The 19271-nt window shown below is 52.1% G+C and carries 33 protein-coding genes; 7 read left to right on the top strand and 26 right to left on the bottom strand.

Annotated features, from left to right (window positions below):
• Window positions 1–69: 69 nt before the first annotated feature.
• Window positions 70–543: a 50S ribosomal protein L15 gene (gene rplO, locus ACTG3Z_RS14595; protein WP_375266391.1), complete on the bottom strand. Its 474-nt coding sequence runs from the start codon at window positions 541–543 to the stop codon at window positions 70–72.
• A gap of 612 nt (window positions 544–1155) precedes the next feature.
• Between rplO and ACTG3Z_RS14590 the strand changes: the two genes are divergently transcribed.
• The gene (locus ACTG3Z_RS14590; protein WP_439143779.1) at window positions 1156–1806 is read left to right on the top strand and encodes a hypothetical protein; all 651 of its coding nucleotides are present in this window, start codon (window positions 1156–1158) and stop codon (window positions 1804–1806) included.
• Between the two features lie 7 nt (window positions 1807–1813).
• On the opposite strand, the gene ACTG3Z_RS14585 is transcribed toward ACTG3Z_RS14590, so the two are convergent.
• The 12 genes from ACTG3Z_RS14585 to rpmC form a co-directional block, all read right to left on the bottom strand.
• On the bottom strand, window positions 1814–2593 hold the full coding sequence (locus ACTG3Z_RS14585; RefSeq protein ID WP_439143778.1) for an MBL fold metallo-hydrolase: 780 nt from the start codon (window positions 2591–2593) through the stop codon (window positions 1814–1816).
• 174 nt (window positions 2594–2767) lie between these two features.
• On the bottom strand, window positions 2768–2956 hold the full coding sequence (gene rpmD, locus ACTG3Z_RS14580; protein WP_072630317.1) for a 50S ribosomal protein L30: 189 nt from the start codon (window positions 2954–2956) through the stop codon (window positions 2768–2770).
• Window positions 2957–2969: 13 nt separating this feature from the next.
• A complete protein-coding gene (gene rpsE / locus ACTG3Z_RS14575; protein ID WP_072630316.1) occupies window positions 2970–3539 on the bottom strand; it encodes a 30S ribosomal protein S5 in 570 nt (189 codons plus the stop codon).
• Between the two features lie 118 nt (window positions 3540–3657).
• Window positions 3658–4017 (bottom strand): 50S ribosomal protein L18, encoded by a 360-nt coding sequence (gene rplR / locus ACTG3Z_RS14570; protein WP_439143777.1) that lies wholly within the window; start codon window positions 4015–4017, stop codon window positions 3658–3660.
• An 11-nt stretch (window positions 4018–4028) separates the two neighbouring features.
• Window positions 4029–4562, bottom strand: coding sequence for a 50S ribosomal protein L6 (gene rplF, locus ACTG3Z_RS14565; RefSeq protein WP_439143776.1), 534 nt, complete (start codon window positions 4560–4562; stop codon window positions 4029–4031).
• A 9-nt stretch (window positions 4563–4571) separates the two neighbouring features.
• Window positions 4572–4964, bottom strand: a complete 393-nt coding sequence (rpsH, locus tag ACTG3Z_RS14560; protein ID WP_375266384.1) for a 30S ribosomal protein S8 — start codon at window positions 4962–4964, stop codon at window positions 4572–4574.
• 11 nt (window positions 4965–4975) lie between these two features.
• The gene (gene rpsN / locus ACTG3Z_RS14555) at window positions 4976–5281 is read right to left on the bottom strand and encodes a 30S ribosomal protein S14 (RefSeq protein WP_375266383.1); all 306 of its coding nucleotides are present in this window, start codon (window positions 5279–5281) and stop codon (window positions 4976–4978) included.
• A gap of 17 nt (window positions 5282–5298) precedes the next feature.
• On the bottom strand, window positions 5299–5862 hold the full coding sequence (gene rplE / locus ACTG3Z_RS14550) for a 50S ribosomal protein L5 (protein WP_439143775.1): 564 nt from the start codon (window positions 5860–5862) through the stop codon (window positions 5299–5301).
• Window positions 5855–6166 (bottom strand): 50S ribosomal protein L24, encoded by a 312-nt coding sequence (gene rplX, locus ACTG3Z_RS14545; RefSeq protein ID WP_439143774.1) that lies wholly within the window; start codon window positions 6164–6166, stop codon window positions 5855–5857. Before rplX ends, rplE begins: the two co-directional genes overlap by 8 nt.
• A gap of 1 nt (window position 6167) precedes the next feature.
• On the bottom strand, window positions 6168–6536 hold the full coding sequence (rplN, locus tag ACTG3Z_RS14540; RefSeq protein ID WP_072630310.1) for a 50S ribosomal protein L14: 369 nt from the start codon (window positions 6534–6536) through the stop codon (window positions 6168–6170).
• 82 nt (window positions 6537–6618) lie between these two features.
• Window positions 6619–6849: a 30S ribosomal protein S17 gene (gene rpsQ, locus ACTG3Z_RS14535; RefSeq protein WP_009828361.1), complete on the bottom strand. Its 231-nt coding sequence runs from the start codon at window positions 6847–6849 to the stop codon at window positions 6619–6621.
• A 12-nt stretch (window positions 6850–6861) separates the two neighbouring features.
• Window positions 6862–7065 carry a 50S ribosomal protein L29 gene (gene rpmC, locus ACTG3Z_RS14530; protein ID WP_009829281.1) on the bottom strand — a complete coding sequence of 68 codons (204 nt, stop codon included), beginning with the start codon at window positions 7063–7065 and terminating at the stop codon, window positions 6862–6864.
• A 196-nt stretch (window positions 7066–7261) separates the two neighbouring features.
• On the opposite strand from rpmC, the gene ACTG3Z_RS14525 reads away from it, so the two are divergent.
• The gene (locus tag ACTG3Z_RS14525; RefSeq protein WP_439143773.1) at window positions 7262–7843 is read left to right on the top strand and encodes a hemerythrin domain-containing protein; all 582 of its coding nucleotides are present in this window, start codon (window positions 7262–7264) and stop codon (window positions 7841–7843) included.
• On the opposite strand, the gene ACTG3Z_RS14520 is transcribed toward ACTG3Z_RS14525, so the two are convergent.
• Window positions 7840–8457: a TIGR02466 family protein gene (locus ACTG3Z_RS14520; RefSeq protein WP_439143772.1), complete on the bottom strand. Its 618-nt coding sequence runs from the start codon at window positions 8455–8457 to the stop codon at window positions 7840–7842. The two genes, ACTG3Z_RS14525 and ACTG3Z_RS14520, sit on opposite strands and share 4 nt — an antisense overlap.
• A 284-nt stretch (window positions 8458–8741) precedes the next feature.
• Here ACTG3Z_RS14520 and ACTG3Z_RS14515 point away from each other — a divergent pair, with 284 nt between their 5' ends.
• Complete coding sequence (locus ACTG3Z_RS14515) at window positions 8742–9029, top strand: hypothetical protein (RefSeq protein WP_439143771.1); 288 nt, start codon at window positions 8742–8744, stop codon at window positions 9027–9029.
• 56 nt (window positions 9030–9085) lie between these two features.
• Here the strand turns inward: ACTG3Z_RS14515 and ACTG3Z_RS14510 are convergent, their stop codons facing one another.
• Window positions 9086–9754, bottom strand: coding sequence for a L,D-transpeptidase (locus ACTG3Z_RS14510; protein ID WP_439143770.1), 669 nt, complete (start codon window positions 9752–9754; stop codon window positions 9086–9088).
• Between the two features lie 102 nt (window positions 9755–9856).
• On the bottom strand, window positions 9857–10594 hold the full coding sequence (locus ACTG3Z_RS14505; protein WP_439143769.1) for a heparan-alpha-glucosaminide N-acetyltransferase: 738 nt from the start codon (window positions 10592–10594) through the stop codon (window positions 9857–9859).
• A gap of 119 nt (window positions 10595–10713) precedes the next feature.
• On the opposite strand from ACTG3Z_RS14505, the gene ACTG3Z_RS14500 reads away from it, so the two are divergent.
• Complete coding sequence (locus tag ACTG3Z_RS14500; RefSeq protein WP_439143768.1) at window positions 10714–11484, top strand: MipA/OmpV family protein; 771 nt, start codon at window positions 10714–10716, stop codon at window positions 11482–11484.
• A 152-nt stretch (window positions 11485–11636) separates the two neighbouring features.
• Here the strand turns inward: ACTG3Z_RS14500 and rplP are convergent, their stop codons facing one another.
• Genes rplP through rplB form a run of 5 tightly spaced genes read right to left on the bottom strand, consistent with a single transcriptional unit; the run spans window position 11637 to window position 14278 of the window.
• The gene (rplP, locus tag ACTG3Z_RS14495) at window positions 11637–12050 is read right to left on the bottom strand and encodes a 50S ribosomal protein L16 (RefSeq protein ID WP_375266374.1); all 414 of its coding nucleotides are present in this window, start codon (window positions 12048–12050) and stop codon (window positions 11637–11639) included.
• A gap of 12 nt (window positions 12051–12062) precedes the next feature.
• The gene (gene rpsC / locus ACTG3Z_RS14490; protein WP_375266373.1) at window positions 12063–12770 is read right to left on the bottom strand and encodes a 30S ribosomal protein S3; all 708 of its coding nucleotides are present in this window, start codon (window positions 12768–12770) and stop codon (window positions 12063–12065) included.
• On the bottom strand, window positions 12770–13150 hold the full coding sequence (rplV, locus tag ACTG3Z_RS14485; protein ID WP_348498047.1) for a 50S ribosomal protein L22: 381 nt from the start codon (window positions 13148–13150) through the stop codon (window positions 12770–12772). Before rplV ends, rpsC begins: the two co-directional genes overlap by 1 nt.
• A gap of 3 nt (window positions 13151–13153) precedes the next feature.
• The gene (rpsS, locus tag ACTG3Z_RS14480) at window positions 13154–13432 is read right to left on the bottom strand and encodes a 30S ribosomal protein S19 (RefSeq protein WP_072629443.1); all 279 of its coding nucleotides are present in this window, start codon (window positions 13430–13432) and stop codon (window positions 13154–13156) included.
• 3 nt (window positions 13433–13435) lie between these two features.
• The gene (gene rplB / locus ACTG3Z_RS14475) at window positions 13436–14278 is read right to left on the bottom strand and encodes a 50S ribosomal protein L2 (protein ID WP_439143767.1); all 843 of its coding nucleotides are present in this window, start codon (window positions 14276–14278) and stop codon (window positions 13436–13438) included.
• A gap of 233 nt (window positions 14279–14511) precedes the next feature.
• Between rplB and ACTG3Z_RS14470 the strand changes: the two genes are divergently transcribed.
• The 3 genes from ACTG3Z_RS14470 to ACTG3Z_RS14460 all read left to right on the top strand — a co-directional run bounded on the left by ACTG3Z_RS14470 (window position 14512) and on the right by ACTG3Z_RS14460 (window position 15996).
• Entirely contained in the window at window positions 14512–15138 is a 627-nt protein-coding gene (locus ACTG3Z_RS14470) for a hypothetical protein (protein WP_439143766.1), read from the top strand.
• 314 nt (window positions 15139–15452) lie between these two features.
• Window positions 15453–15707, top strand: coding sequence for a type II toxin-antitoxin system ParD family antitoxin (locus ACTG3Z_RS14465; protein ID WP_439143765.1), 255 nt, complete (start codon window positions 15453–15455; stop codon window positions 15705–15707).
• Window positions 15676–15996 (top strand): type II toxin-antitoxin system RelE/ParE family toxin, encoded by a 321-nt coding sequence (locus ACTG3Z_RS14460; RefSeq protein WP_439143764.1) that lies wholly within the window; start codon window positions 15676–15678, stop codon window positions 15994–15996. The genes ACTG3Z_RS14465 and ACTG3Z_RS14460 overlap by 32 nt, the downstream gene beginning before the upstream one ends.
• Before the next feature lie 61 nt (window positions 15997–16057).
• Here ACTG3Z_RS14460 and ACTG3Z_RS14455 read toward each other — a convergent pair whose 3' ends face one another.
• The 5 genes from ACTG3Z_RS14455 to ACTG3Z_RS14435 form a co-directional block, all read right to left on the bottom strand.
• Window positions 16058–16354, bottom strand: a complete 297-nt coding sequence (locus ACTG3Z_RS14455; RefSeq protein ID WP_293440432.1) for a 50S ribosomal protein L23 — start codon at window positions 16352–16354, stop codon at window positions 16058–16060.
• A complete protein-coding gene (gene rplD / locus ACTG3Z_RS14450) occupies window positions 16351–16968 on the bottom strand; it encodes a 50S ribosomal protein L4 (protein WP_439143763.1) in 618 nt (205 codons plus the stop codon). Before rplD ends, ACTG3Z_RS14455 begins: the two co-directional genes overlap by 4 nt.
• Complete coding sequence (gene rplC / locus ACTG3Z_RS14445) at window positions 16965–17687, bottom strand: 50S ribosomal protein L3 (RefSeq protein ID WP_375266368.1); 723 nt, start codon at window positions 17685–17687, stop codon at window positions 16965–16967. The genes rplD and rplC overlap by 4 nt, the downstream gene beginning before the upstream one ends.
• A gap of 15 nt (window positions 17688–17702) precedes the next feature.
• On the bottom strand, window positions 17703–18014 hold the full coding sequence (rpsJ, locus tag ACTG3Z_RS14440) for a 30S ribosomal protein S10 (RefSeq protein WP_040776025.1): 312 nt from the start codon (window positions 18012–18014) through the stop codon (window positions 17703–17705).
• A gap of 175 nt (window positions 18015–18189) precedes the next feature.
• On the bottom strand, window positions 18190–18909 hold the full coding sequence (locus tag ACTG3Z_RS14435; protein WP_439143762.1) for an LEM-3-like GIY-YIG domain-containing protein: 720 nt from the start codon (window positions 18907–18909) through the stop codon (window positions 18190–18192).
• Window positions 18910–19271: the final 362 nt, after the last annotated feature.

Genomic DNA, 19271 nt, shown 5'->3' with positions numbered 1-19271 from the left:
TTCAGCTCAGGCGGCATTTAGGAAAACGTCTAAAGTTACTTAGGGGCTAGGATGCCCCGTCACAACCTCTTATTCAGCCGCTGCTGCTTTTGTGACCGTCAGTGAGCCACCTGCTTTTTCCACCGCTTCAACAGCTGCTTTGGAAGCACCTGTCACAGTGATGTTCAGCTTTGATGTCACTTCGCCCTTCGCAAGAACGCGGATACCGTCTTTGATGCGACGCACGAGACCGGACGCAACAAGGCTTTCTTCGGTGATCGCTGCTTTTGCATCGATCTTGCCCGCGTCTACAAATTTCTGGATCAGACCAAGGTTCACAACAGCGTGTGTCTTGGAGTTGATGTTGTTGAAACCACGCTTTGGAAGACGTTGGTAGATCGGCATTTGGCCGCCTTCAAAACCCTTGATCGCTACACCTGAGCGGGATTTTTGACCTTTAATACCACGGCCACCAGTCTTACCCATGCCAGATCCAACACCGCGACCAATGCGCTTTTTGCGTTTCGTGGCACCTGGGTTATCGTGCAGTTCATTCAGTTTCATGTCGCTTCTCCTTTGCCGGATGCGACCCCCAGCGACGGGAGCGGCCGAACACGGCGTATGATTGATTCGTAAGTGGCACGGATTGCCACCTGCGGGCGTATAGTCGGGGTAACGGTTTGTGGCAAGGGGTATGGCCTGCGTTTATGAAACCCTATGCAGAACTCGCGACCAAGTTTGCGCTGAAGCATCACTTGGAGCAGCGCTCGCTGTGTTTGCATAATCTTAAGTGACACAAGCTAAAATCCTAATTCGAGCTCATGAACGGTAAAACCAAAGATCCCATCCTGTTTAATAAAGCGGTAAACAATCCGATCAGGATGATCTTGCACTGCAAAGCAGAGTTTGGAGCACATCCAAGCGCGATCTAGCACTTGTTCACGGCAGGCCTGCCAACCCGTTTTCTAATCAACCGACCTCCCCCCTGCCAGCGCGTCAGCTGAGCGGGGCAAATTGCGCGCTTTGGCAGACCCCACGCATGCATCGCTTTAAAACCGGATCTTGAGGTCTGGAATACCTGCCTTTCTCGATAACAACGCGCACGCTAATCTCAAAACATAGAATATTGCCCGTTTATTTAAGGGCGCGCCGATCTTTAAATTTTGGAGTTTTCAAATGACTCAGGAATATTTTTTCCTGGTGTGTGGGCTTTTGTCCGCCGCGCTGAGCACCTGTGCCTACCTGCCCTACATGCGTGACATGGTAAATCGTGCGGCCCGCCCGCTTCGCTCAACTTGGTTGATCTGGAGCATCCTTGCAAGCATATCAGCCAGTGCAAACATTGCCGAAGGTGCCTCAGGCTCGCTTCTATTCGTCTGCGTTCAAGCAGGGTTTACGATACTCATTTTCCTGATGTCACTGCGCTATGGCATGGGCAGCTTTATCGAGCACGCTGAAGCGCGCGTGCTATTGCTTGCCACACTCGGACTTGTTCTTTGGTGGGGAACAGACAATGCGCTTTGGGCTTTGCTCATATCCATCGCTGTCAGCGCACTTGGCGGTTTGGCAACAATAATGAAGACTTATCGCGCGCCGGACACGGAGCCCGCAAGTTGTTGGATAGTATCGAGCGCTGCCGCTCTCGCCGGATTGATTTCCGTGGGTGCGCTCAATCCCGTGCTTTTGGCTTACCCCGCATATTTGCTGGTGCTGTATCTCAGCGTTTTATGTGCGAAATATTTGGGAGCTCAGGCACATGTGCAACCACACGTGCCTGAGGTTCGTCCGATACCGCTTTTGCTCGCAAGAGCGCAGCGTGTCGCTTAGAACGAATTTAGTACCAACCACGCAACTGAACAGCTGACGCGTCGCCAACAAGTTCTGCGAACTCTTTAGGGTCTTGCGTACCGCCATCGCGACCACGGTAATGGTAGGGATAGACGTTCTTAGGCGCAAACTCACGAACAGCATCCGCCGCAGAACTTGCAGACATAGTGAACGGCAAGTTCATGGAAACGAACGCAAGGTCGATATCCGACAGCGCGCGCATTTCAGGGATGTCCTCAGTGTCGCCTGACACGTACACACGAAAATCGCTCAGCGTTAGGACATAGCCGTTATCACGCCCTTTTGGGTGAAAGTTCTTGCGCTCTTCTGTCAGGTTATACGCTGGAATCGCATCGACTGTCGCATCACCAAAAGCAGTGCCTTCATCATTTGCGATTGCCGTTGCTTTTGCCTTTAGCGCATCTGGCAGCATCTCAAAGACTGCAGGGTTTGTGATCAGCTGTGTGCTGTCTTGCATCACACCTGCCAAGGTATCGGCATTGAAGTGGTCACCATGCTCATGCGTAATCAACACCAGATCCGGCGCTGGACGGCTCTCGTATAGATTAGGCTCACCTACTGGATCGATGTAGATCACACCGGCAGGCGTTTCCATAATCACCGAAGCATGGCGGATAGGATGGACCTTTATCGGGCCCGCACTCGTCTCAAACATATCACCGCTATGTCCTGCGGCCTTTGCCGCGAACGGATATACGGAAATCATAGCACCGCTCGCTACAGTCGCTGCAGAACTTGCCAAAAAGTTGCGTCTTGATTGTGTCATTTAATTACCTCTCCTAATGGCAACGCACGTAGCCCCACCGCTTGCGGCAGCAAGACCTGCACGAACACGTTTAAGAGATCACTTTGTAATAAACGCAAAACGCCCCTGGATTGCTCCAAGGGCGTTTGTCGCTGAAAAGATAAGGTGCGTGAAATCACGAACCCAACGTTACCTTCAGCCTTTTTCTTCGATGATCTCAACCATGTGAGAAATCTTGTTAACCATGCCGCGGACTGCTGGCGTGTCTTCAAGCTCACGTGTTTTGTGCATCTTGTTCAGGCCAAGACCGATAAGGGTCTGGCGCTGCTTTTCTGGGCGGCGGATCGGGGAACCGATCTGCTTTACGACGATTGTTTTAGCCATCTGTCAGGTCTCCTTACGCGTCAGCTGCTTCAGGAGCGGCCGCAGCAGGTGCGTCGTCCTTTTTGAGAATGTCAGCAACTTTCTTGCCACGGCGCTGTGCAACAGAGCGTGGGCTGCTTTCTTTCTTCAGACCGTCCATGGTCGCGCGGATCATGTTGTACGGGTTCTGAGAACCGATAGACTTCGCAACAACGTCCTGTACGCCAAGCATCTCGAATACAGCACGCATAGGACCACCGGCGATAATACCAGTACCCTGTGGGGCTGTGCGCATCACAACTTTGCCTGCGCCGTGACGGCCCTCGACATCGTGGTGCAATGTGCGGCCTTCACGCAGTGCAACGCGGATCATCTGACGCTTCGCTTGCTCAGTCGCTTTGCGGATCGCCTCAGGAACTTCTTTCGCTTTACCTTTGCCGAAGCCTACGCGACCTTTTTGGTCACCAACAACGACGAGTGCGGCGAAGCCAAAGCGCTTACCACCCTTTACGGTTTTGGAAACGCGGTTGATCGCAACCAAGCGATCCGCAAATTCCGGTGTTTCATCGCGGCGATTGCCACGTCGGTTGTCACGTTCTGCCATGTGGAGCAGTCCTTATATGAGTGGCGCACTCGGCACCTAAATTTCGTTCAATCCTAGTGGGTTAAACACCCCCGGATCATCGGAAGAGCCCGCCGAAGCGAGCTCTTCTCGTTTGATTTTAGATCTTCAAACCGCCTTCACGTGCGGCTTCGGCAACTGCCTTGACCTTACCGTGAAAGAGGAAGCCGCCACGATCGAAGTAAACTTCGCTCACGCCAGCTTTCTTTGCGCGCTCTGCAATCGCTGCACCAACTTTAGTTGCTGCTTCAACATTGTTCTTGCCGACAACACCCAATGTCTTCTCCAATGAAGAAGCAGACGCGAGTGTGACGCCATTCACATCATCAATCACCTGAGCGCTGATGTTTTTGTTGCTGCGGTGAACGGAGAGACGCAAGCGTCCCGCGTTCGAGCGGCGTAGTTTGTTCCGGACGCGCAGACGGCGCTTCAGAAACAGAGTTCTTTTGCTATTTGCCATTTGACTGGTCCTTACTTCTTCTTGCCTTCCTTACGGAAGATAAACTCGCCTTTGTAACGAATGCCTTTGCCCTTGTAGGGCTCTGGCTTGCGCCACGCACGAATGTTAGCGGCCACTTGACCAACCTGCTGTTCGTCGTTGCCTTCGATGATGATTTCGGTCGGCTTAGGCACAGTGATTGTGATGCCATCAGGGATTGCGAAATCAACGTCGTGAGACAGGCCGAGGTTCAGTTTGACAACGTTACCAGCAAGCTGGGCACGATAACCAACACCGTGGATCTCAAGCTCTTTCTTGGCACCAGTGTTTACACCAGTCACAAGGTTCGCGATGCGAGTGCGGGACATGCCCCACTGCTGACGCGCGCGCTTGGAATTACCACGAGGCGTGACTTTGACGGTGTTTTCCTCAACTGTGAGGGTAACATCGTCAGTTGCGGTGAAGCTACGCGCCCCTTTAGGGCCTTTTACTTCAACAGTCTGACCGGAAACAGAGGCTGTAACACCTGCTGGTAGATCGACTGGTTTTTTACCAATTCGAGACATACGCTTTCCTTAGAAGACTGTGCAAAGCACTTCGCCGCCAACGTGGGCAGAGCGTGCAGATGCATCCGACATCACACCTTTGGAGGTGGAGACAATCGACACACCCAAGCCCTGACGGACTGTTGGGATGTCATCAGCGCCCATGTAAACGCGACGACCAGGCTTGGAAACCCGCTTCAATTCGCGAATGACAGGGATGCCATCGTAGTATTTCAGGCTGATTTCGAGAGCCGGGTGGCCATCAGAACCAGTCATTGCTTCGTAGCCACGGATGTAGCCTTCGTCCGCGAGAACATCGAGAACCCAAGCGCGCAGCTTGGACGCAGGTGTCATCACAGTGGATTTGCCACGCATTTGAGCGTTGCGGATCCGTGTGAGCATGTCGGCGATAGGATCATTCATATCTTATCTCCTTACCAGCTCGACTTCACGAAGCCCGGCAACTGACCATGGGAGGCCAGGTCACGCAGGGCAATACGAGAAACCTTAAGTTTACGATAATACGCGTGTGGACGACCTGTCAGCTGGCAACGGTTGTGCAAGCGTGTGGCCGAGCTGTTGCGCGGTAGTTTTGCAAGCTTCAGGCGAGCCGTAAAACGCTCTTCCATGGACTTGCTTTCGTCATTCGCGATTTCTTTCAGCGCGGCACGCTTAGCAGCATATTTTGCTACAAGTGCTTCACGCTTCTTTTCGCGTTCGATCATTGCTTTTTTAGCCATAACTCTCTCTCCCGCGCTTAGCTGTTGAAGGGCATGTTGAAGTGCTTCAACAATGCTTTCGCTTCAGCGTCGGTTCCGGAAGTTGTGGTGATGATGATGTCCATCCCCCAAACTTCGTCCACTTTGTCATACTCGATCTCTGGGAATACGATGTGCTCTTTCATGCCCATGGCGTAGTTGCCACGGCCGTCAAAGCTTTTCCCGGAGACTCCACGGAAGTCACGAATACGTGGCATCGCAATGGTGATCAGACGGTCGAGGAATTCATACATGCGGTCGCCGCGCAGAGTCACTTTCGTGCCCAGTGGCATTTCTTCACGCACGCGGAAACCCGCGATGGACTTCTTCGCTTTGGTTACAACAGCTTTCTGGCCGGCAATCGCTGTCAGGTCTTCCTGAGCGGATTTGGCTTTCTTGCTGTCACGAACGGCTTCTGCGCCACACCCAATGTTCAGAACAATTTTGTCCAAACGTGGGATCTGCATGTCGTTCTTGTAGCCGAACTCTTCCTTCATCGCTGCGCGGATCTTGTCCTTGTACTCAGCTTTCAGGCGGGGTGTGTAATTTGCTGTATCAAGCATCGATCACGTCTCCCGTGGTTTTTGCGAAGCGCACTTTCTTGTCGCCTTCCATGCGGAAGCCAACGCGTGTTGCTTTGCCGTTTGCATCGAGAAGAGACAGGTTGCTCAGCTGGATTGGCATCGCTTTCGGGATGCGGCCACCTTGAGACGTTTGGCTCTGGCGTGTTGCGCGGATGGCGATGTTGATGCCATCTACAACTGCTTTGCCGGACTTTGGATCAACAGAGCTGATTGTGCCCTCTTTACCCTTATCTTTGCCAGCAAGCACGACGACCTTGTCGCCCTTTTTCAACTTAGCAGCCATATCACAGCACCTCCGGCGCGAGCGAGATGATTTTCATGAAGTTCTTTGCACGCAATTCGCGAACAACCGGTCCAAAGATACGTGTACCTACTGGCTCATTGTTGTTGTTCAGAATTACCGCGGCATTGCGATCAAAACGGATCACAGTACCATCTTCACGGAATACTTCTTTGGCGGTACGTACGACGACGGCTTTACGCACGTCACCTTTCTTTACGCGACCGCGCGGGATGGCTTCCTTAACAGATACGACGATAATGTCTCCAACGGAGGCATAACGACGTTTGGAACCACCCAGAACCTTGATGCACTGAACACGGCGAGCGCCGCTGTTGTCAGCTACATCCAGATTTGTTTGCATCTGGATCATTTGGTTTCTCCGGACCTATGGGGCAGCGATGCGCGCTGAAATCCCCAGGGTTTCACTTCCTAAGAAGCGCCGGAAGCTTGATTTAAGCTTCCAACACTTCCCAGCGCTTTGTCTTCGAGCGAGGTGCGCATTCGATAATCCGAACTTTGTCACCAACCTTGAAGGCATTCTGTTCATCGTGCGCCCGATACTTCTTGGACTTACGAATAGTTTTCTTAAGAACCGGGTGCGTAAAGCGACGCTCTACGGAGACGGTAATTGTTTGTGCGTTCGCGTCAGAAGTTACGACGCCGTTAAGAATACGCTTAGGCATATCGAGACTTCCTTATTCCGCAGCAGCCGCAGCTGCCTTTTCGTTCAAAATTGTGTTCACACGAGCAACGTCACGCTTGACGCCGCGCATACGCGCGGTGGACTCGAGTGCGCCTGTCGCTTGCTGAAAGCGCAAGTTGAAAGCTTCTTTCTTGAGATTTGCCAGCTCTTCACGGAGCTGATCGGGAGTTTTATCCCGCAGTTCGTTGGCGTTCATAGCCTATTCCTTTTTCAACATCACGAGGTTGCCGCTTAAGCGTGACAAACGAATCCCGTGGAGGTCACTAGAAGTTGTGCGTTTAGACCCTCACCTATCACAGCGCAACCCCCTTAAACGTAGGGTGCGTGATAGCACGCACCTTACCCTGAGGTGACCACTTACAATCAGACCGGACTCGCTTTAGTGAGCTCATATGCAAAACCTCGCACAAACCCCGCTAAATGATCTGGATATCAACGAAACAGAGCGCCCAACAATGCCGCATCTCGAAAATGCGACCGATATCGATCGGCGTGAAGGGCGCCACCTCGCGGCGATCCACCGTCACTACCTTTCCGAAATGAAACAAATCGCAGCAGTCTTAGAACGAATAAAAGCAAACGATGAGCCCAGCGACGCTTTGCGAGACATCATCCTGCATTCAGACATGCGAAAAAATTTCGAAGTGGCTGGCACGATTTGTGGGCATCAATGCCGTGTTCTAAAGATGCACCATGATATCGAAGAACATTCAATGTTCCCTACCCTTGCCGCGCAAGGACACGCTCCGTTAACTAAAGTCGTTGAGAAACTGCGCGCCGAGCATTTGGTCATCCACGAATTGCTCAATCGTCTAGGTGCCATTAGCGAGATTTTAGCCAACAATCCAAGTGCGACTAACTTTGAAAATGCATATGCCGTCTTTTTCAAGTTGCGCAGCTCGGTTGTATCGCATTTTAGCTACGAAGAAACCGAGCTAGAGGAAGCCATCGGTCTATATCTCGACGGCATTTAAGCCCAAGCGTAATTAAAACTCACAGACACACGCTCTTCCTCGGCCATATTCATAGGCACCTCGTGGCGCAGGAAGCTTTCCCACAAAAGCACATCGCCCACCTCAGGTTCCACATAAACAAATGTCCTCAACTCTTGCCGTGCCTCTTTCAAACGCACGGGTGCTGCCATCATCATTTGAGAACGCGGATCTTCAAATTTGATCGCGCTCGCGCCTTTGGGCATGGACACATAGGTCGTCCCGCTAATCACAGAATGGGGATGAATGTGGGACGTGTGTATGCCGCCCTCTGGCAGGATGTTGATCCAGATGTCTTCCAGCTTCAACTCGCGCCCATCCAGATCAAACTGGGCATCCTGCGCAAAGGCCGCCACATGGGCATCAAGGGTTTTCACCAGATCCGCAAAGATCGGGAAACGCCAAGGCAGATCGCTGAGCGACGCATAAGACGTGTAGCCCGGAAAATCATTGTCCTCGCACCATTGCTGCCCCGCCTCATCATCGGTCGCAATCGCGAAGCAGGATGCTTCAAGTTCTTCGGCGGAAATCGTGCCATGTTCAGATAACGCGCCTTTATACAAGCGGGTCACGAAGAGAGAATCTATTTGCGCCATTGCCATCTCCTTGAACACGAGGCTGGCGGTGGTTTACCCCAGCATGCCCGCCTCTTTCAATGCGCTGATTTTGAAGGCCATATAGCCATGAGGAGATATGCAGAGCCCTCAAAAAGGAGACCGTGTGTAAGACTCATATAGATCCACCCTTTGACTTAACGACGTCGACTGGACGGTGGTCGTTGCCGGACACATCTTGCAAAGGCACCTGTTTTTGCCTTTGCTCTGGTCACTTGCAAAAAATTCGCGCATCTTTGCCCGCAAGAATTGGGGAGACACTTATAATGACACTGAACCGTGTATTCATCTTGGCGACACTACCATTGATCGCCGCGTGCCAAGACATCAGCGGGGCAAGCAATGGAGCACCCAATCAGTTTATCGCTGAAGTACCTGAGAGCATTCTAGAGATCGCTGCCCCCAATCAAAACCTGAACGCGCTTCAAATTGACCCGATCGATGGGTGTTATACGTTCGAGCACGTTGGTCCGGTTGAAAACACAATGCTGCCTTTACGCGCGAGAAATGGTCGGCCGATTTGCACACGGCTCGAAGCTCCTGCAGGCGCGTAAACTTAACTATTTAAAAAAGTAAAAAGCCTCCTTCAATTGAAGGAGGCTTTGTTGGCTCAGCTACTTGCCGTCATATGCTCTTCAGCGGGGTGTAAATGTGCGCTTACACCAGTAGATACATTGTCATAGAGCCCGTTGATATGTGCCATTACCATGCGTACGCACCCTGAGCTCGCACGCCCGCCAATCGAACGCGGATTAGGTGAACCGTGAATCCGAAGATACGTATCGCGGTTGCCTACAAAAAGATAAAGCGCACGTGATCCAAGTGGGTTAGACGGGCCGGCATTCATGCCTTCTTCGAACTGTTTATACTGATCAGGTTCACGTTCGATCATCGCAGCTGTTGGCGTCCAAGTTGGCCATTTGGTCTTGCGTTTAATCGTGTAGACGCCTGGTTCGTAGAGGTTACCTTTCGCAATCGCCACGCCGTAGCGCATCGCAGTCCCTTCCGCGTCAATGTGATAGAGATAGCGTGCGACAGCATCTACGTGAACGTCACCAACTTTGAGACCGCTGCGGGCTTCGACACGCTGAGGTAAGAAACGACGATGAAGCCCCCAAGGGTTAGACGTCGCAGGATCATAGTTGGCCGGTGTAATGCGTGCATCCCACGCATCCCAATTGGATTTGTCAGATGTAGGGCGCGCACTGGCCATGGTGCTGGCAATCGGCTGCGAAAACAGCGCGGCCGCGGTAATTGTGAAATGGCGCCGGGTGAGCATGGCAGTGCACTCCTGTAATGCGGGGTATTCGATGGTAGATGCTTAGATCATATCACCGTGAATTCCTAGGACCAGTCACAGCCGCGTGAGCAAGACTTTGCCTCACCCCAAAAGCCAGCGCGCAAGGAAAACACATCCGAAAAGAACAGGTTGGTGAATGAGATAAATCGACAACGTGTGTTGGCCGGGCCAAGACATCATTCTGGCAGCGCGTGTGTTTGGATCTATGGCATTCGCAAGCCGTCCCCAAAGACCAAGCTTCGTCACAATCTGCGCTGCGCACATGCCTAACAGAAACGCGCCGAACCATGGGATAAGGGGCACATAATCAACCATCGGCGGCAAGGGCGTGCTGGTCTGCCCCAGCCATAGCCAATGCGGCTCACCAAACACAGGCCATGTGCCAAAATGCGGATAGGTCAGTAAAAGCAGCGCAAGGATTGCATTGATCCAAAACGCGGTGCGCAGGAACACTAGGCCAAGAATACTGGCCGCAAACATGTGGTGCAATATACCAAACCGCACAAACGCCCCGCCCATCGCAACGTAGGTGCCAATCGTAACGGCCAGCGCCCCTGCCCCGATCATCGCAAGGCGCTGGAGATACTTTCGCGGGCTGATCGCGCCATTGCACGTGGCAAGAACCAAACTAAAGCCAGATAAAAACAGAAAACTTCCCGCAATTCCTTGTGCAAACAGACGCCACTCAAGGCTTGCCATAGTGCCGCGAGGCGCAAAACCGAAGAGTTCCAAATCATATGTGAAGTGAAAGATCGCCATTGCAATTATCGCAACAGTTCGCGCAATATCGATTATGGCAAACCTTTGTGGGGCGGTCATAGCAGATCGCTCTCTTTACAATCTGACGGTTGCACAGACACATACATGTATTGATCCAAACCCCATTGCGCTGCGTAGATTTAATAGTAACACCAAGACATAAATAAGAAAGCTCTGCCATGATCAAGACGTCCCTCTGCGGCGCTTTATGCGCAGCTTACATAATCCTGCCGGCCGCGACGTTTGCCCAGACAACCGTTGGGGCAGGTATTGTTGCGGTGCCGCAATTCGAAGGCAGTTCTGATTACAGCTGGATGGCTGTGCCAAGTGTTTCTTTTAGCAATGATCAGATTTCATTGCGCACGGTTGGTCCTGGTGTTGAGCTGGACCTGCTCTCGTCACGCGCAGTCGATGTCGGCCCCATCTTGCGCTACAATTTCGGTCGTGATGGCGCAAGCATTGACAATGTGCAGGTCAGCGCTTTGCCCGACATCGCGGCGGGGGTTGAATTTGGCGGCTATGCGCAAGTGAATTTTCCCGTGGGCGGCTTCAAAACATTCCTTTCGCCTCGTGTATCCGCAGTTCAAGGTGTGCAAGGCGGAGCAAGTGGCACGCAATTCGAAGCCAGTCTGGGGTTGTTGCGCTTGCAAGGCGATTGGACGTTCGGCGCGCAGGCTGCGACCACCTACGCGGATGGTCAGTATATGAACACAAATTTTGGCGTTGGTGCAGGAAGCCCTTCGGGACTTGCTGCGTTCAATGCAGGCGCAGGGATCAAAGACGCGGGCCTGTCCTTGTTTGCGAATTATAAAATCAACGATCGCGTTTCTTTAACAGGGGTTGCCGGCTATAGCGTTTTGATGGGCGATGCCGCGAGCAGCCCGATTGTCAGCGTGGCGGGACGCAAAGAACAAATGTTTCTGAACTTGGGCGTTGGCTTTAGTTTCTAAGACGCTTCTGATTTTTCCAGCGAAATTATCAGAGCAAAGCCTAAACAATATCTTGGATTAACGAAAAAGCCCCCGCTGAGGATCTCAGCAGGGGCTTTTCTATTTTTAAGGTTGGCCCCGAATTTTCTAGAAAATTCGAAACCTACTCAGACTTACCAGTCTTCGCGCACAACGATGCGAGTCTTCACAGCCAACTTCATAGCAGCAAGGCGAAGTGCCTCACGTGCGATATCATCGTTTACACCGTCAATCTCGAACATGATACGACCCGGCTTGACTTTGGCGGCCCAAAAATCAACGGAACCTTTACCCTTACCCATACGAACTTCGGTAGGCTTGGAGGTCACGGGAGTGTCTGGGAAAATACGGATCCAGACACGGCCTTGACGTTTCATGTGACGTGTCATTGCACGACGTGCTGCTTCGATCTGACGTGCAGTTACACGCTCGGGCGTTGTAGCCTTTAGGCCATACGTTCCGAAGTTCAGATCAGACCCGCCTTTTGCAAGACCGGAAATCCGGCCTTTGTGCATTTTGCGGAATTTGGTACGCTTTGGTTGAAGCATTTAATCTCTCCCTTAGCGACGACCGCCAGCACCACGAGGTGCAGGGCCATCCTGGAGTTCCTGTGCTTTACGGTCACGTGCCTGAGGATCGTGTTCCATGATCTCGCCTTTGAAGATCCAGGTTTTGATCCCGATGATGCCGTATGCTGTTTCGGCTTCAACGTGAGCGTAATCGATGTCGGCGCGCAGTGTGTGCAAAGGCACGCGGCCTTCACGATACCACTCCGTACGAGCGATCTCTGCACCACCGAGGCGGCCAGCGACGTTCACACGAATGCCCAAAGCACCCATACGCATTGCGTTCTGTACCGCACGCTTCATCGCGCGACGGAAAGAAACACGACGCTCGAGCTGCTGAGAGATGCTCTCACCTACAAGCTGTGCGTCCAGCTCTGGCTTGCGGACTTCAACGATGTTGAGGTGCAATTCAGAGTCTGTGATGTTCGCCAGCTTCTTGCGCAGACCTTCAATGTCCGCACCTTTCTTGCCGATGATCACACCAGGACGTGCAGTATGGATCGTCACGCGGCACTTCTTGTGTGGACGCTCGATGATCACACGGGCGATGCCCGCTTGCTTGCACTCTTTGGCAACGAAATCGCGGATTGCGAGGTCTTCAAGAAGAAGATCACCGTAATCTTTGCTATCTGCGTACCAGCGGCTGTCCCATGTACGGTTCACCTGAAGGCGCATGCCGATTGGATTGGTTTTATTACCCATTAGCTTTGCTCCTCGATCTGACGAACCTTGATGGTGATCTCAGCGAACGGCTTGATGATCTTGCCGAAACGACCACGCGCACGAGGGCGACCGCGCTTCATTGTCAGGTTCTTACCTACGTAAGCTTCTGCAACGATCAGCTCGTCCACGTCGAGATTGTGGTTGTTTTCTGCGTTTGCAATTGCCGACTGAAGGCACTTGCGCACATCAACAGCGATACGCTTCTTGGAGAACGCCAGATCTGTCAGCGCTTTGTCCACTTTCTTGCCACGGATCATTCCAGCGACAAGGTTCAGCTTTTGCGGGGAAGTACGGAGCATGCGCAATTTTGCCATTGCTTCGTTGTCTGCCACGCGGCGGGGATTCTTATCCTTGCTCATGGCTTACTTCCGCTTCGCTTTTTTGTCAGCCGCGTGACCGTAATAGGTACGAGTTGGTGAATATTCACCGAACTTCTGACCAATCATGTCTTCCGTGACGTTGACAGTGATATGTTTGTGACCGTTGTAAACACCAAACGTCAGTCCAACGAACTGAGGCAGGATGGTGCTACGACGCGACCAAATCTTGATAACTTCATTGCGACCGCTTTCACGGGACGCTTCGGCCTTCTTGAGGACATATGCGTCCACGAAAGGGCCTTTCCAAACAGAGCGAGACATAGATTAGCGTCCCTTCTTCTTGGCGTGGCGCGAGCGGATAATAAGCTTTTGCGACGCTTGTTTTTTGTTGCGTGTGCGCGCACCCTTTGTTGGCTTACCCCAAGGAGTAACCGGGTGACGACCACCAGACGTACGACCTTCACCACCACCGTGTGGGTGATCGATCGGGTTCATAACGACACCACGGACACTTGGGCGAACACCCTTGTGACGCATGCGGCCCGCTTTACCGTAGTTCTGGTTGGAGTTGTCTGGGTTAGACACCGCACCGACAGTTGCCATGCATTCCTGACGCACGAGACGTAGCTCGCCGGAGGAGAGACGGATCTGCGCGTAACCACCATCACGACCTACGAACTGAGCGTAAGTACCAGCGGAACGTGCGATCTGACCACCTTTGCCAGGCTTCAGTTCGATGTTGTGAATGATCGTACCGATAGGCATGCCGGAGAAGGGCATTGCGTTACCAGGTTTAATGTCTGCCTTTGCCGCAGAAATAACCTTGTCACCAACAGCAACACGCTGTGGGGCTAGGATATACGCCTGCTCGCCGTCATCATATTTGATGAGCGCGATAAAGGCTGTGCGGTTAGGGTCATATTCGATACGTTCGATTGTCGCGGCAACATCCATTTTGTTGCGGCGGAAATCGACGATACGGTAGAGGCGTTTCGCTCCACCACCGCGGCGACGTGATGTAATGCGTCCGGTGTTGTTCCGGCCACCCGATTTCGTCAAACCCTCAGTAAGGGATTTAACGGGGCGTCCTTTATACAGCTCCGAACGGTCGATCAGCACCAGCCCGCGCTGGCCCGGCGTCGTCGGCTTATACGACTTGAGTGCCATGCTATGGTCTTCCGTTTTTATTCGCGTGTGCCAATTCGTGGCGCAAGCGACGATGAAAGCCCCCTCTTTGTTATCAAGAGGTGACCAAGTTAAGGCCCCCGTAGGTGCCCGATTAGGTGCCTGCTTTTGATTATGAGCAAGCAACAACAAAGCCCCAGACGAATCTGGGGCTCAGGTGTTGGGGTCTGATAGGGGGTTGGGGGGTGAGGGTCAAGTGGGGGTTTTGAACGAAAATGGACCTGAAACTAGATCACCCAATTTGCACTTGGACTTGTAAAGCACAACACGCTGGTTATTCTACTCAGAACAAAAAACAAAAACGCTATGGAAGGGGTTTATCATTGAGATTGCTTCTGAACCAATTTCTACTGTTGGCGCTGTTCGCGACCCATGCAAATTCTGAAATTGTCGAAACGGTAGACGGCAGAACCATCGACCTAAAAGCAGATGGCACATTCGAGATTGTAGATACCAAAGCAAAAAGGGGTTCTAGCTACGTAGAGTTCACTGAACCGTACTTTCTGCGCCATCAAGGCGAATACAATCAAAACCGCATCAGGTTTATGCCAAAATTTAAAAACACTAGCGACAAAAAAATTACAGGGCTGAAATTTACAGCTCGGTTTTTAAATGCCTTTGGCGATGAAATTTTCGCCTTCTCCGGTGAAACAGATGAACAAGTGCCAGCAGGAAAATCAACGAAATCAACTATCTTCTATTACTTTGAAGACAACCAATTCATGGGTGGGCAGCCATACGACAAGTTGTTGCCAATGATTACAAACAACTCGGCCAATATCGACATTCAAGTCGACATGATCGCGTTTTCTGATGGTGAAATAATCAAACTATCCAACTAGGTCTGCCCCAGCACTCCCCTCACGCCAAACCTAGGATGGGCGCTCTCACCGTTGAACCGCTCGCTCTATGGCAGCAAAATTCGATCAACCGACATGCGGGAAGTGAAACGCAGCAAAAGCGCCGACCCGGTGGGTCGATCCGGCGCTGGCGGGGCAGTAAACTGCTATTCCCGCCTTGATGCGCTCTATGAGCGCGCAAAGCACCGGTTAGCAGCAGATTGCTCGCCCACCTTGGATTGTTAACCATGCGTACCGTTCCAAAATTGACAAACTTTGCCATACCCCCTACCCTGCCATTCAGGAGGACCGCACGTATGGCGACTATGAATGTTTCGCTTCCTGAGCAAATGAAGGACTGGGTGGAAGCGCAGTCCAAGGACGGCACCTTTAGCAATGCCAGCGATTACGTGCGCCATCTGATCCGCCAAGACCGCGAACGCCAGCGCGCGATTGCTGAGTTGCAGGCGGAGATTGATAAGGGCATCAACAGCGGCCCAGCGACACCTTTTGACATAGACGATTTCAAAAAACGCGCGCGTGAGAGACTTGAAAGCAAGCGCTCTGCTTGAGCTAGAAAACACTCCGCTGGCAGATGAAGACTTGCTTGGTATTTGGCTTTACACAGCTGAAACTTGGTCATTCAGCCAAGCAGACACCTATATTGATAGCTTGCACAGTAGTTTTGAACTGCTCCGCTCCATGCCGGTGATTGTGAGAGAGCGCGTTGGCCTTGCAAGACCAATCCGCATCTATCCCAGCAGTTCACATCTGATTGCGTATACCGCAGATACAGAACGGGTGATTATTTTACGTGTATTAGCGCAAAGACAGGATTGGCAGGCCATCCTCTCTACATAGAGAAAAACCCCACCCTGTTGCCAGAGCGGGGTTTCCCGAAATCGTCAAAGGCGAACCGACTTTAGAGACCAGTGGTCACGTCGATTGTGTTGCCTTCTTCCAAAGTCACATAGGCTTTCTTCACGTCTTTACGACGACCCATCTGACCGCGGAAACGCTTTGTTTTACCTTTAGTGATGGACGTGTTGACCGCTTTCACCTTCACACCAAAGAGCGCTTCAACCGCTTCTTTGATCATTGGCTTGTTGCTGTCGATGGCCACTTCGAAAACCACGGCGCCGTTCTCGGACGCCATTGTTGTTTTCTCCGTGATCAACGGCTTGCGGATCACATCATAGTGCTTAGCTGCTGCGCTCATTTCAAACGTGCCTCCAATGCTTCGACGCCCGCCTTCGTGAGCACGAGTGTGTCACGCTTGAGGATGTCATAGACGTTTGCGCCCATGGACGGCAGAACATCGAGACCTTCGATGTTGCGTGCTGCTTGCGCGAAGTCTTCGTTCACGCTTGCGCCGTCGATGATCAATGCGCGTTTCCAACCGAGTGCGTTAACCTGCTTGGCCAATGCACCTGTCTTCATTGCACCAGCTGCCTCATCAATGATGACCAGCTCGCCGGCTTTCATCTTTGCAGACAAAGCATGCATGAGACCAAGCTTGCGTACCTTCTTAGGCAATTCGTGACCGTGGGAACGAACGACTGGGCCTTTGTAGATACCACCCCCGCGGAAGATAGGCGCAGAACGTGCACCGTGACGTGCGCCGCCGGTACCTTTCTGACGATAGATCTTCTTTGTGGAGTATTTCACTTCGGAACGCGTCTTTACCTTGTGCGTACCCGCTTGAGCGTTGTTACGCTGCCAGCGAACCACACGGTGCAGAATGTCTGCGCGTGGCTCAAGGCCGAAAAGCGCCTCGTCCAAGTCTACAGAACCGGCTTTGCCGCCATCCAGTTTGATTACATCTAGTTTCATGCTTCACCGCCTTCCGCAGGTGCTTCAGCCGGAGCTTCAACAGCAGCAGATTTAAGAGCCGCAGGGAAAGGAACGCCGTCAGGCAATTTCTTCTTCACAGCGTCTTTTACTGTGACCCAGCCGCCTTTGGAGCCTGGGACCGCGCCTTTGATCATGATCAAGCCACGATCGAGGTCAGTCTTAACAACTTCAAGGTTCTGCGTTGTCACGCGAGCGGCGCCCATGTGACCAGCCATTTTCTTGCCTTTGAAAACCTTACCGGGATCCTGACACTGACCAGTTGAACCGTGCGAACGGTGTGAAATCGAAACACCGTGTGTCGCGCGAAGACCGCCAAAGTTGTGACGCTTCATAGCACCCTGAAAGCCTTTACCGATGGATGTGCCGGACACGTCCACTTTCTGGCCTTCGAGGTAGTGCTCAGCAGAAATCTCTTCGCCCACGTTGATGAGGTTATCCTCAGAAACACGGAACTCAGCGACTTTACGCTTCGGAGCAACTTTCGCTGCTGCGAAGTGACCGCGCATCGCTTGGGATGTACGCTTGGCTTTTGCTGTGCCTGCACCGAGTTGAACCGCTGTGTAGCCGTCCTTGTCGGATGTACGCTGTGCAACAACCTGTAGCGCGTCGAGTTGGAGAACGGTGACAGGGATCGCCTTGCCGTCTTCCATGAACAGTCGGGTCATGCCGACTTTCTTTGCAATGATTCCAGAGCGCATCTCTATGATACTCCCTTAAACCTTGATCTCGACATCCACACCAGCGGCGAGGTCGAGCTTCATCAGCGCGTCCACGGTCTGGGGGGTCGGATCAATGATGTCTAGCATACGCTTGTGCGTGCGAACTTCCCACTGGTCGCGGGATTTCTTGTTCACGTGAGGCGAGCTCAGAACTGTGAATTTTTCGATTTTGTTCGGCAAAGGGATTGGGCCGCGTACGTCAGCGCCTGTCCGTTTTGCTGTATTGACGATTTCCTGAGTGCTCGCATCGAGAACTCGGTAATCAAACGCCTTAAGGCGAATGCGGATGGTTTGGCTCGCAGCCATAATCATCACCCCTGTCTACAGGGTTTAGATCGGAGAGGAGGACAGCGGCTCATCCGGCACCCTCGTCGCGTCTTTATATGCCGACGTGAATAAGGGCACGCTGTTGGCGCACCCTTGATCGGTAGCGCGCGTATAGGGGGAGTCGGGGGGGCTTGGCAAGGGGTTTGTGTAGATCTTAAAGTCGATATTTTATTGGATTCGCTTCACCCTTTTTCTTAGGTATGCGCTTATTCAAATATCTTTGCCTTACATCATCTGGCGCGACACCGCCGGTAAACGTCCAACGCTTACTATCAGGCTCTTTGCGCCAACCGTCTGGGTCAATTTCAAATACTTCAACCACAAAACCCCTAAATTCCGACAAAGCATACTTCAAACCATTGATCCGCCAATCGGCCATGACCCAACTGCCGCGCGTAGCGTGGTAGTAGCTCCCTCCGGTCTTAGCATTTCGATAAGAACCATTGAAGTTAATCACAACACAACCTTCTTCTAGCTGTTCAAGAGGCTGAGCCATGTATTTTCTGCGGACTTCATCCGTTGTCATTATACCAAACGCGTTCGTGTGATGACCTGCAGCTATGTTTGTTAAATCATTGCCGTATGCACGGACAAAATCAATCAGGACAGACTCTGCCAATAAACTCTCTTTTTCGGTCATTCCGTGCCTGAGAATAACTTTCTGAACCTCATGACCTTCGGCCTTGATATTGCGGATACGTTCAAGTTTTTCACTTGTGATATTTACCAAATCGGCTTCAAATTCATGCGAAAATACACGCATTCCGTGACCTTTTCCGATATAGAAGGGCTCGTTACTTCGAGGGTCTATCAACGAATATATATAGAAACCAATTTCTTCTACGACTCGACTACCAAAGCCTCCCTCACTCATGGTTTTTCCTTCTTGCAAGAACAATGGCACTTAACTTGAGAAATAGATTATCGCACTTGGAAGACATCCGAAACATTTTACTCGTAGCAATGAGCTCGCTGTTGGAGCAGTTTTGTTAGCGAGGTGCGATGAGAGAAGTCATGCCCAATCAAAGATTGGGCAGCGCCCGAACCGCCCCCACGGGGCGGGCGCTTCGCTTCCACCCCTCGGTTCGTGCGCGGTGGTTCTGCTGGATAGATGTCGGTTCGAAAGAAAAACGGCACCCAGATTTCTCTGGATGCCGTTTGATTTTCTTGGCGCTGTCAGCACCCAGTTTAGCACCGGGTGCCGCTCTCCACGTGTTTTGCTTTTAGCAAAAACGT

This window comes from Planktotalea sp. (assembly GCF_965659345.1).
Taxonomy (GTDB): Bacteria; Pseudomonadota; Alphaproteobacteria; order Rhodobacterales; family Rhodobacteraceae; genus Planktotalea.
The sequence above is the reverse complement of the archived record's forward strand: the minus strand, read 5'-3'. Positions and strand labels throughout refer to the sequence as shown.

Bases quoted from the DNA above. Each gene is read 5' to 3' on its own strand.
- rpsJ (WP_040776025.1), bottom strand. From the start codon at position 18,014: ATGGCTGCGAGCCAAACCATCCGCATTCGCCTTAAGGCGTTTGATTAC.
- rpsQ (WP_009828361.1), bottom strand. From the start codon at position 6,849: ATGCCTAAGCGTATTCTTAACGGCGTCGTAACTTCTGACGCGAACGCA.
- ACTG3Z_RS14520 (WP_439143772.1), bottom strand. From the start codon at position 8,457: ATGGCGCAAATAGATTCTCTCTTCGTGACCCGCTTGTATAAAGGCGCG.
- rpsN (WP_375266383.1), bottom strand. From the start codon at position 5,281: ATGGCTAAAAAAGCAATGATCGAACGCGAAAAGAAGCGTGAAGCACTT.
- rplR (WP_439143777.1), bottom strand. From the start codon at position 4,017: ATGGCAAATAGCAAAAGAACTCTGTTTCTGAAGCGCCGTCTGCGCGTC.
- ACTG3Z_RS14435 (WP_439143762.1), bottom strand. From the start codon at position 18,909: ATGAGTGAGGGAGGCTTTGGTAGTCGAGTCGTAGAAGAAATTGGTTTC.
- ACTG3Z_RS14505 (WP_439143769.1), bottom strand. From the start codon at position 10,594: ATGACCGCCCCACAAAGGTTTGCCATAATCGATATTGCGCGAACTGTT.
- rplB (WP_439143767.1), bottom strand. From the start codon at position 14,278: ATGGCACTCAAGTCGTATAAGCCGACGACGCCGGGCCAGCGCGGGCTG.
- ACTG3Z_RS14465 (WP_439143765.1), top strand. From the start codon at position 15,453: ATGGCGACTATGAATGTTTCGCTTCCTGAGCAAATGAAGGACTGGGTG.
- ACTG3Z_RS14515 (WP_439143771.1), top strand. From the start codon at position 8,742: ATGACACTGAACCGTGTATTCATCTTGGCGACACTACCATTGATCGCC.
- rplE (WP_439143775.1), bottom strand. From the start codon at position 5,862: ATGCTTGATACAGCAAATTACACACCCCGCCTGAAAGCTGAGTACAAG.
- rpsE (WP_072630316.1), bottom strand. From the start codon at position 3,539: ATGGCAGAACGTGACAACCGACGTGGCAATCGCCGCGATGAAACACCG.
- rplN (WP_072630310.1), bottom strand. From the start codon at position 6,536: ATGATCCAGATGCAAACAAATCTGGATGTAGCTGACAACAGCGGCGCT.
- rpsS (WP_072629443.1), bottom strand. From the start codon at position 13,432: ATGTCTCGCTCTGTTTGGAAAGGCCCTTTCGTGGACGCATATGTCCTC.
- ACTG3Z_RS14510 (WP_439143770.1), bottom strand. From the start codon at position 9,754: ATGCTCACCCGGCGCCATTTCACAATTACCGCGGCCGCGCTGTTTTCG.
- ACTG3Z_RS14525 (WP_439143773.1), top strand. From the start codon at position 7,262: ATGCAAAACCTCGCACAAACCCCGCTAAATGATCTGGATATCAACGAA.
- rpmC (WP_009829281.1), bottom strand. From the start codon at position 7,065: ATGAACGCCAACGAACTGCGGGATAAAACTCCCGATCAGCTCCGTGAA.
- rpsC (WP_375266373.1), bottom strand. From the start codon at position 12,770: ATGGGTAATAAAACCAATCCAATCGGCATGCGCCTTCAGGTGAACCGT.
- ACTG3Z_RS14470 (WP_439143766.1), top strand. From the start codon at position 14,512: ATGGACCTGAAACTAGATCACCCAATTTGCACTTGGACTTGTAAAGCA.
- rplC (WP_375266368.1), bottom strand. From the start codon at position 17,687: ATGCGCTCTGGAATCATTGCAAAGAAAGTCGGCATGACCCGACTGTTC.
- ACTG3Z_RS14455 (WP_293440432.1), bottom strand. From the start codon at position 16,354: ATGAGCGCAGCAGCTAAGCACTATGATGTGATCCGCAAGCCGTTGATC.
- rplD (WP_439143763.1), bottom strand. From the start codon at position 16,968: ATGAAACTAGATGTAATCAAACTGGATGGCGGCAAAGCCGGTTCTGTA.
- rplF (WP_439143776.1), bottom strand. From the start codon at position 4,562: ATGTCTCGAATTGGTAAAAAACCAGTCGATCTACCAGCAGGTGTTACA.
- rpsH (WP_375266384.1), bottom strand. From the start codon at position 4,964: ATGAATGATCCTATCGCCGACATGCTCACACGGATCCGCAACGCTCAA.
- rplX (WP_439143774.1), bottom strand. From the start codon at position 6,166: ATGGCTGCTAAGTTGAAAAAGGGCGACAAGGTCGTCGTGCTTGCTGGC.
- ACTG3Z_RS14590 (WP_439143779.1), top strand. From the start codon at position 1,156: ATGACTCAGGAATATTTTTTCCTGGTGTGTGGGCTTTTGTCCGCCGCG.
- ACTG3Z_RS14500 (WP_439143768.1), top strand. From the start codon at position 10,714: ATGATCAAGACGTCCCTCTGCGGCGCTTTATGCGCAGCTTACATAATC.
- rplV (WP_348498047.1), bottom strand. From the start codon at position 13,150: ATGAGCAAGGATAAGAATCCCCGCCGCGTGGCAGACAACGAAGCAATG.
- ACTG3Z_RS14585 (WP_439143778.1), bottom strand. From the start codon at position 2,593: ATGACACAATCAAGACGCAACTTTTTGGCAAGTTCTGCAGCGACTGTA.
- rplO (WP_375266391.1), bottom strand. From the start codon at position 543: ATGAAACTGAATGAACTGCACGATAACCCAGGTGCCACGAAACGCAAA.
- rpmD (WP_072630317.1), bottom strand. From the start codon at position 2,956: ATGGCTAAAACAATCGTCGTAAAGCAGATCGGTTCCCCGATCCGCCGC.
- rplP (WP_375266374.1), bottom strand. From the start codon at position 12,050: ATGCTTCAACCAAAGCGTACCAAATTCCGCAAAATGCACAAAGGCCGG.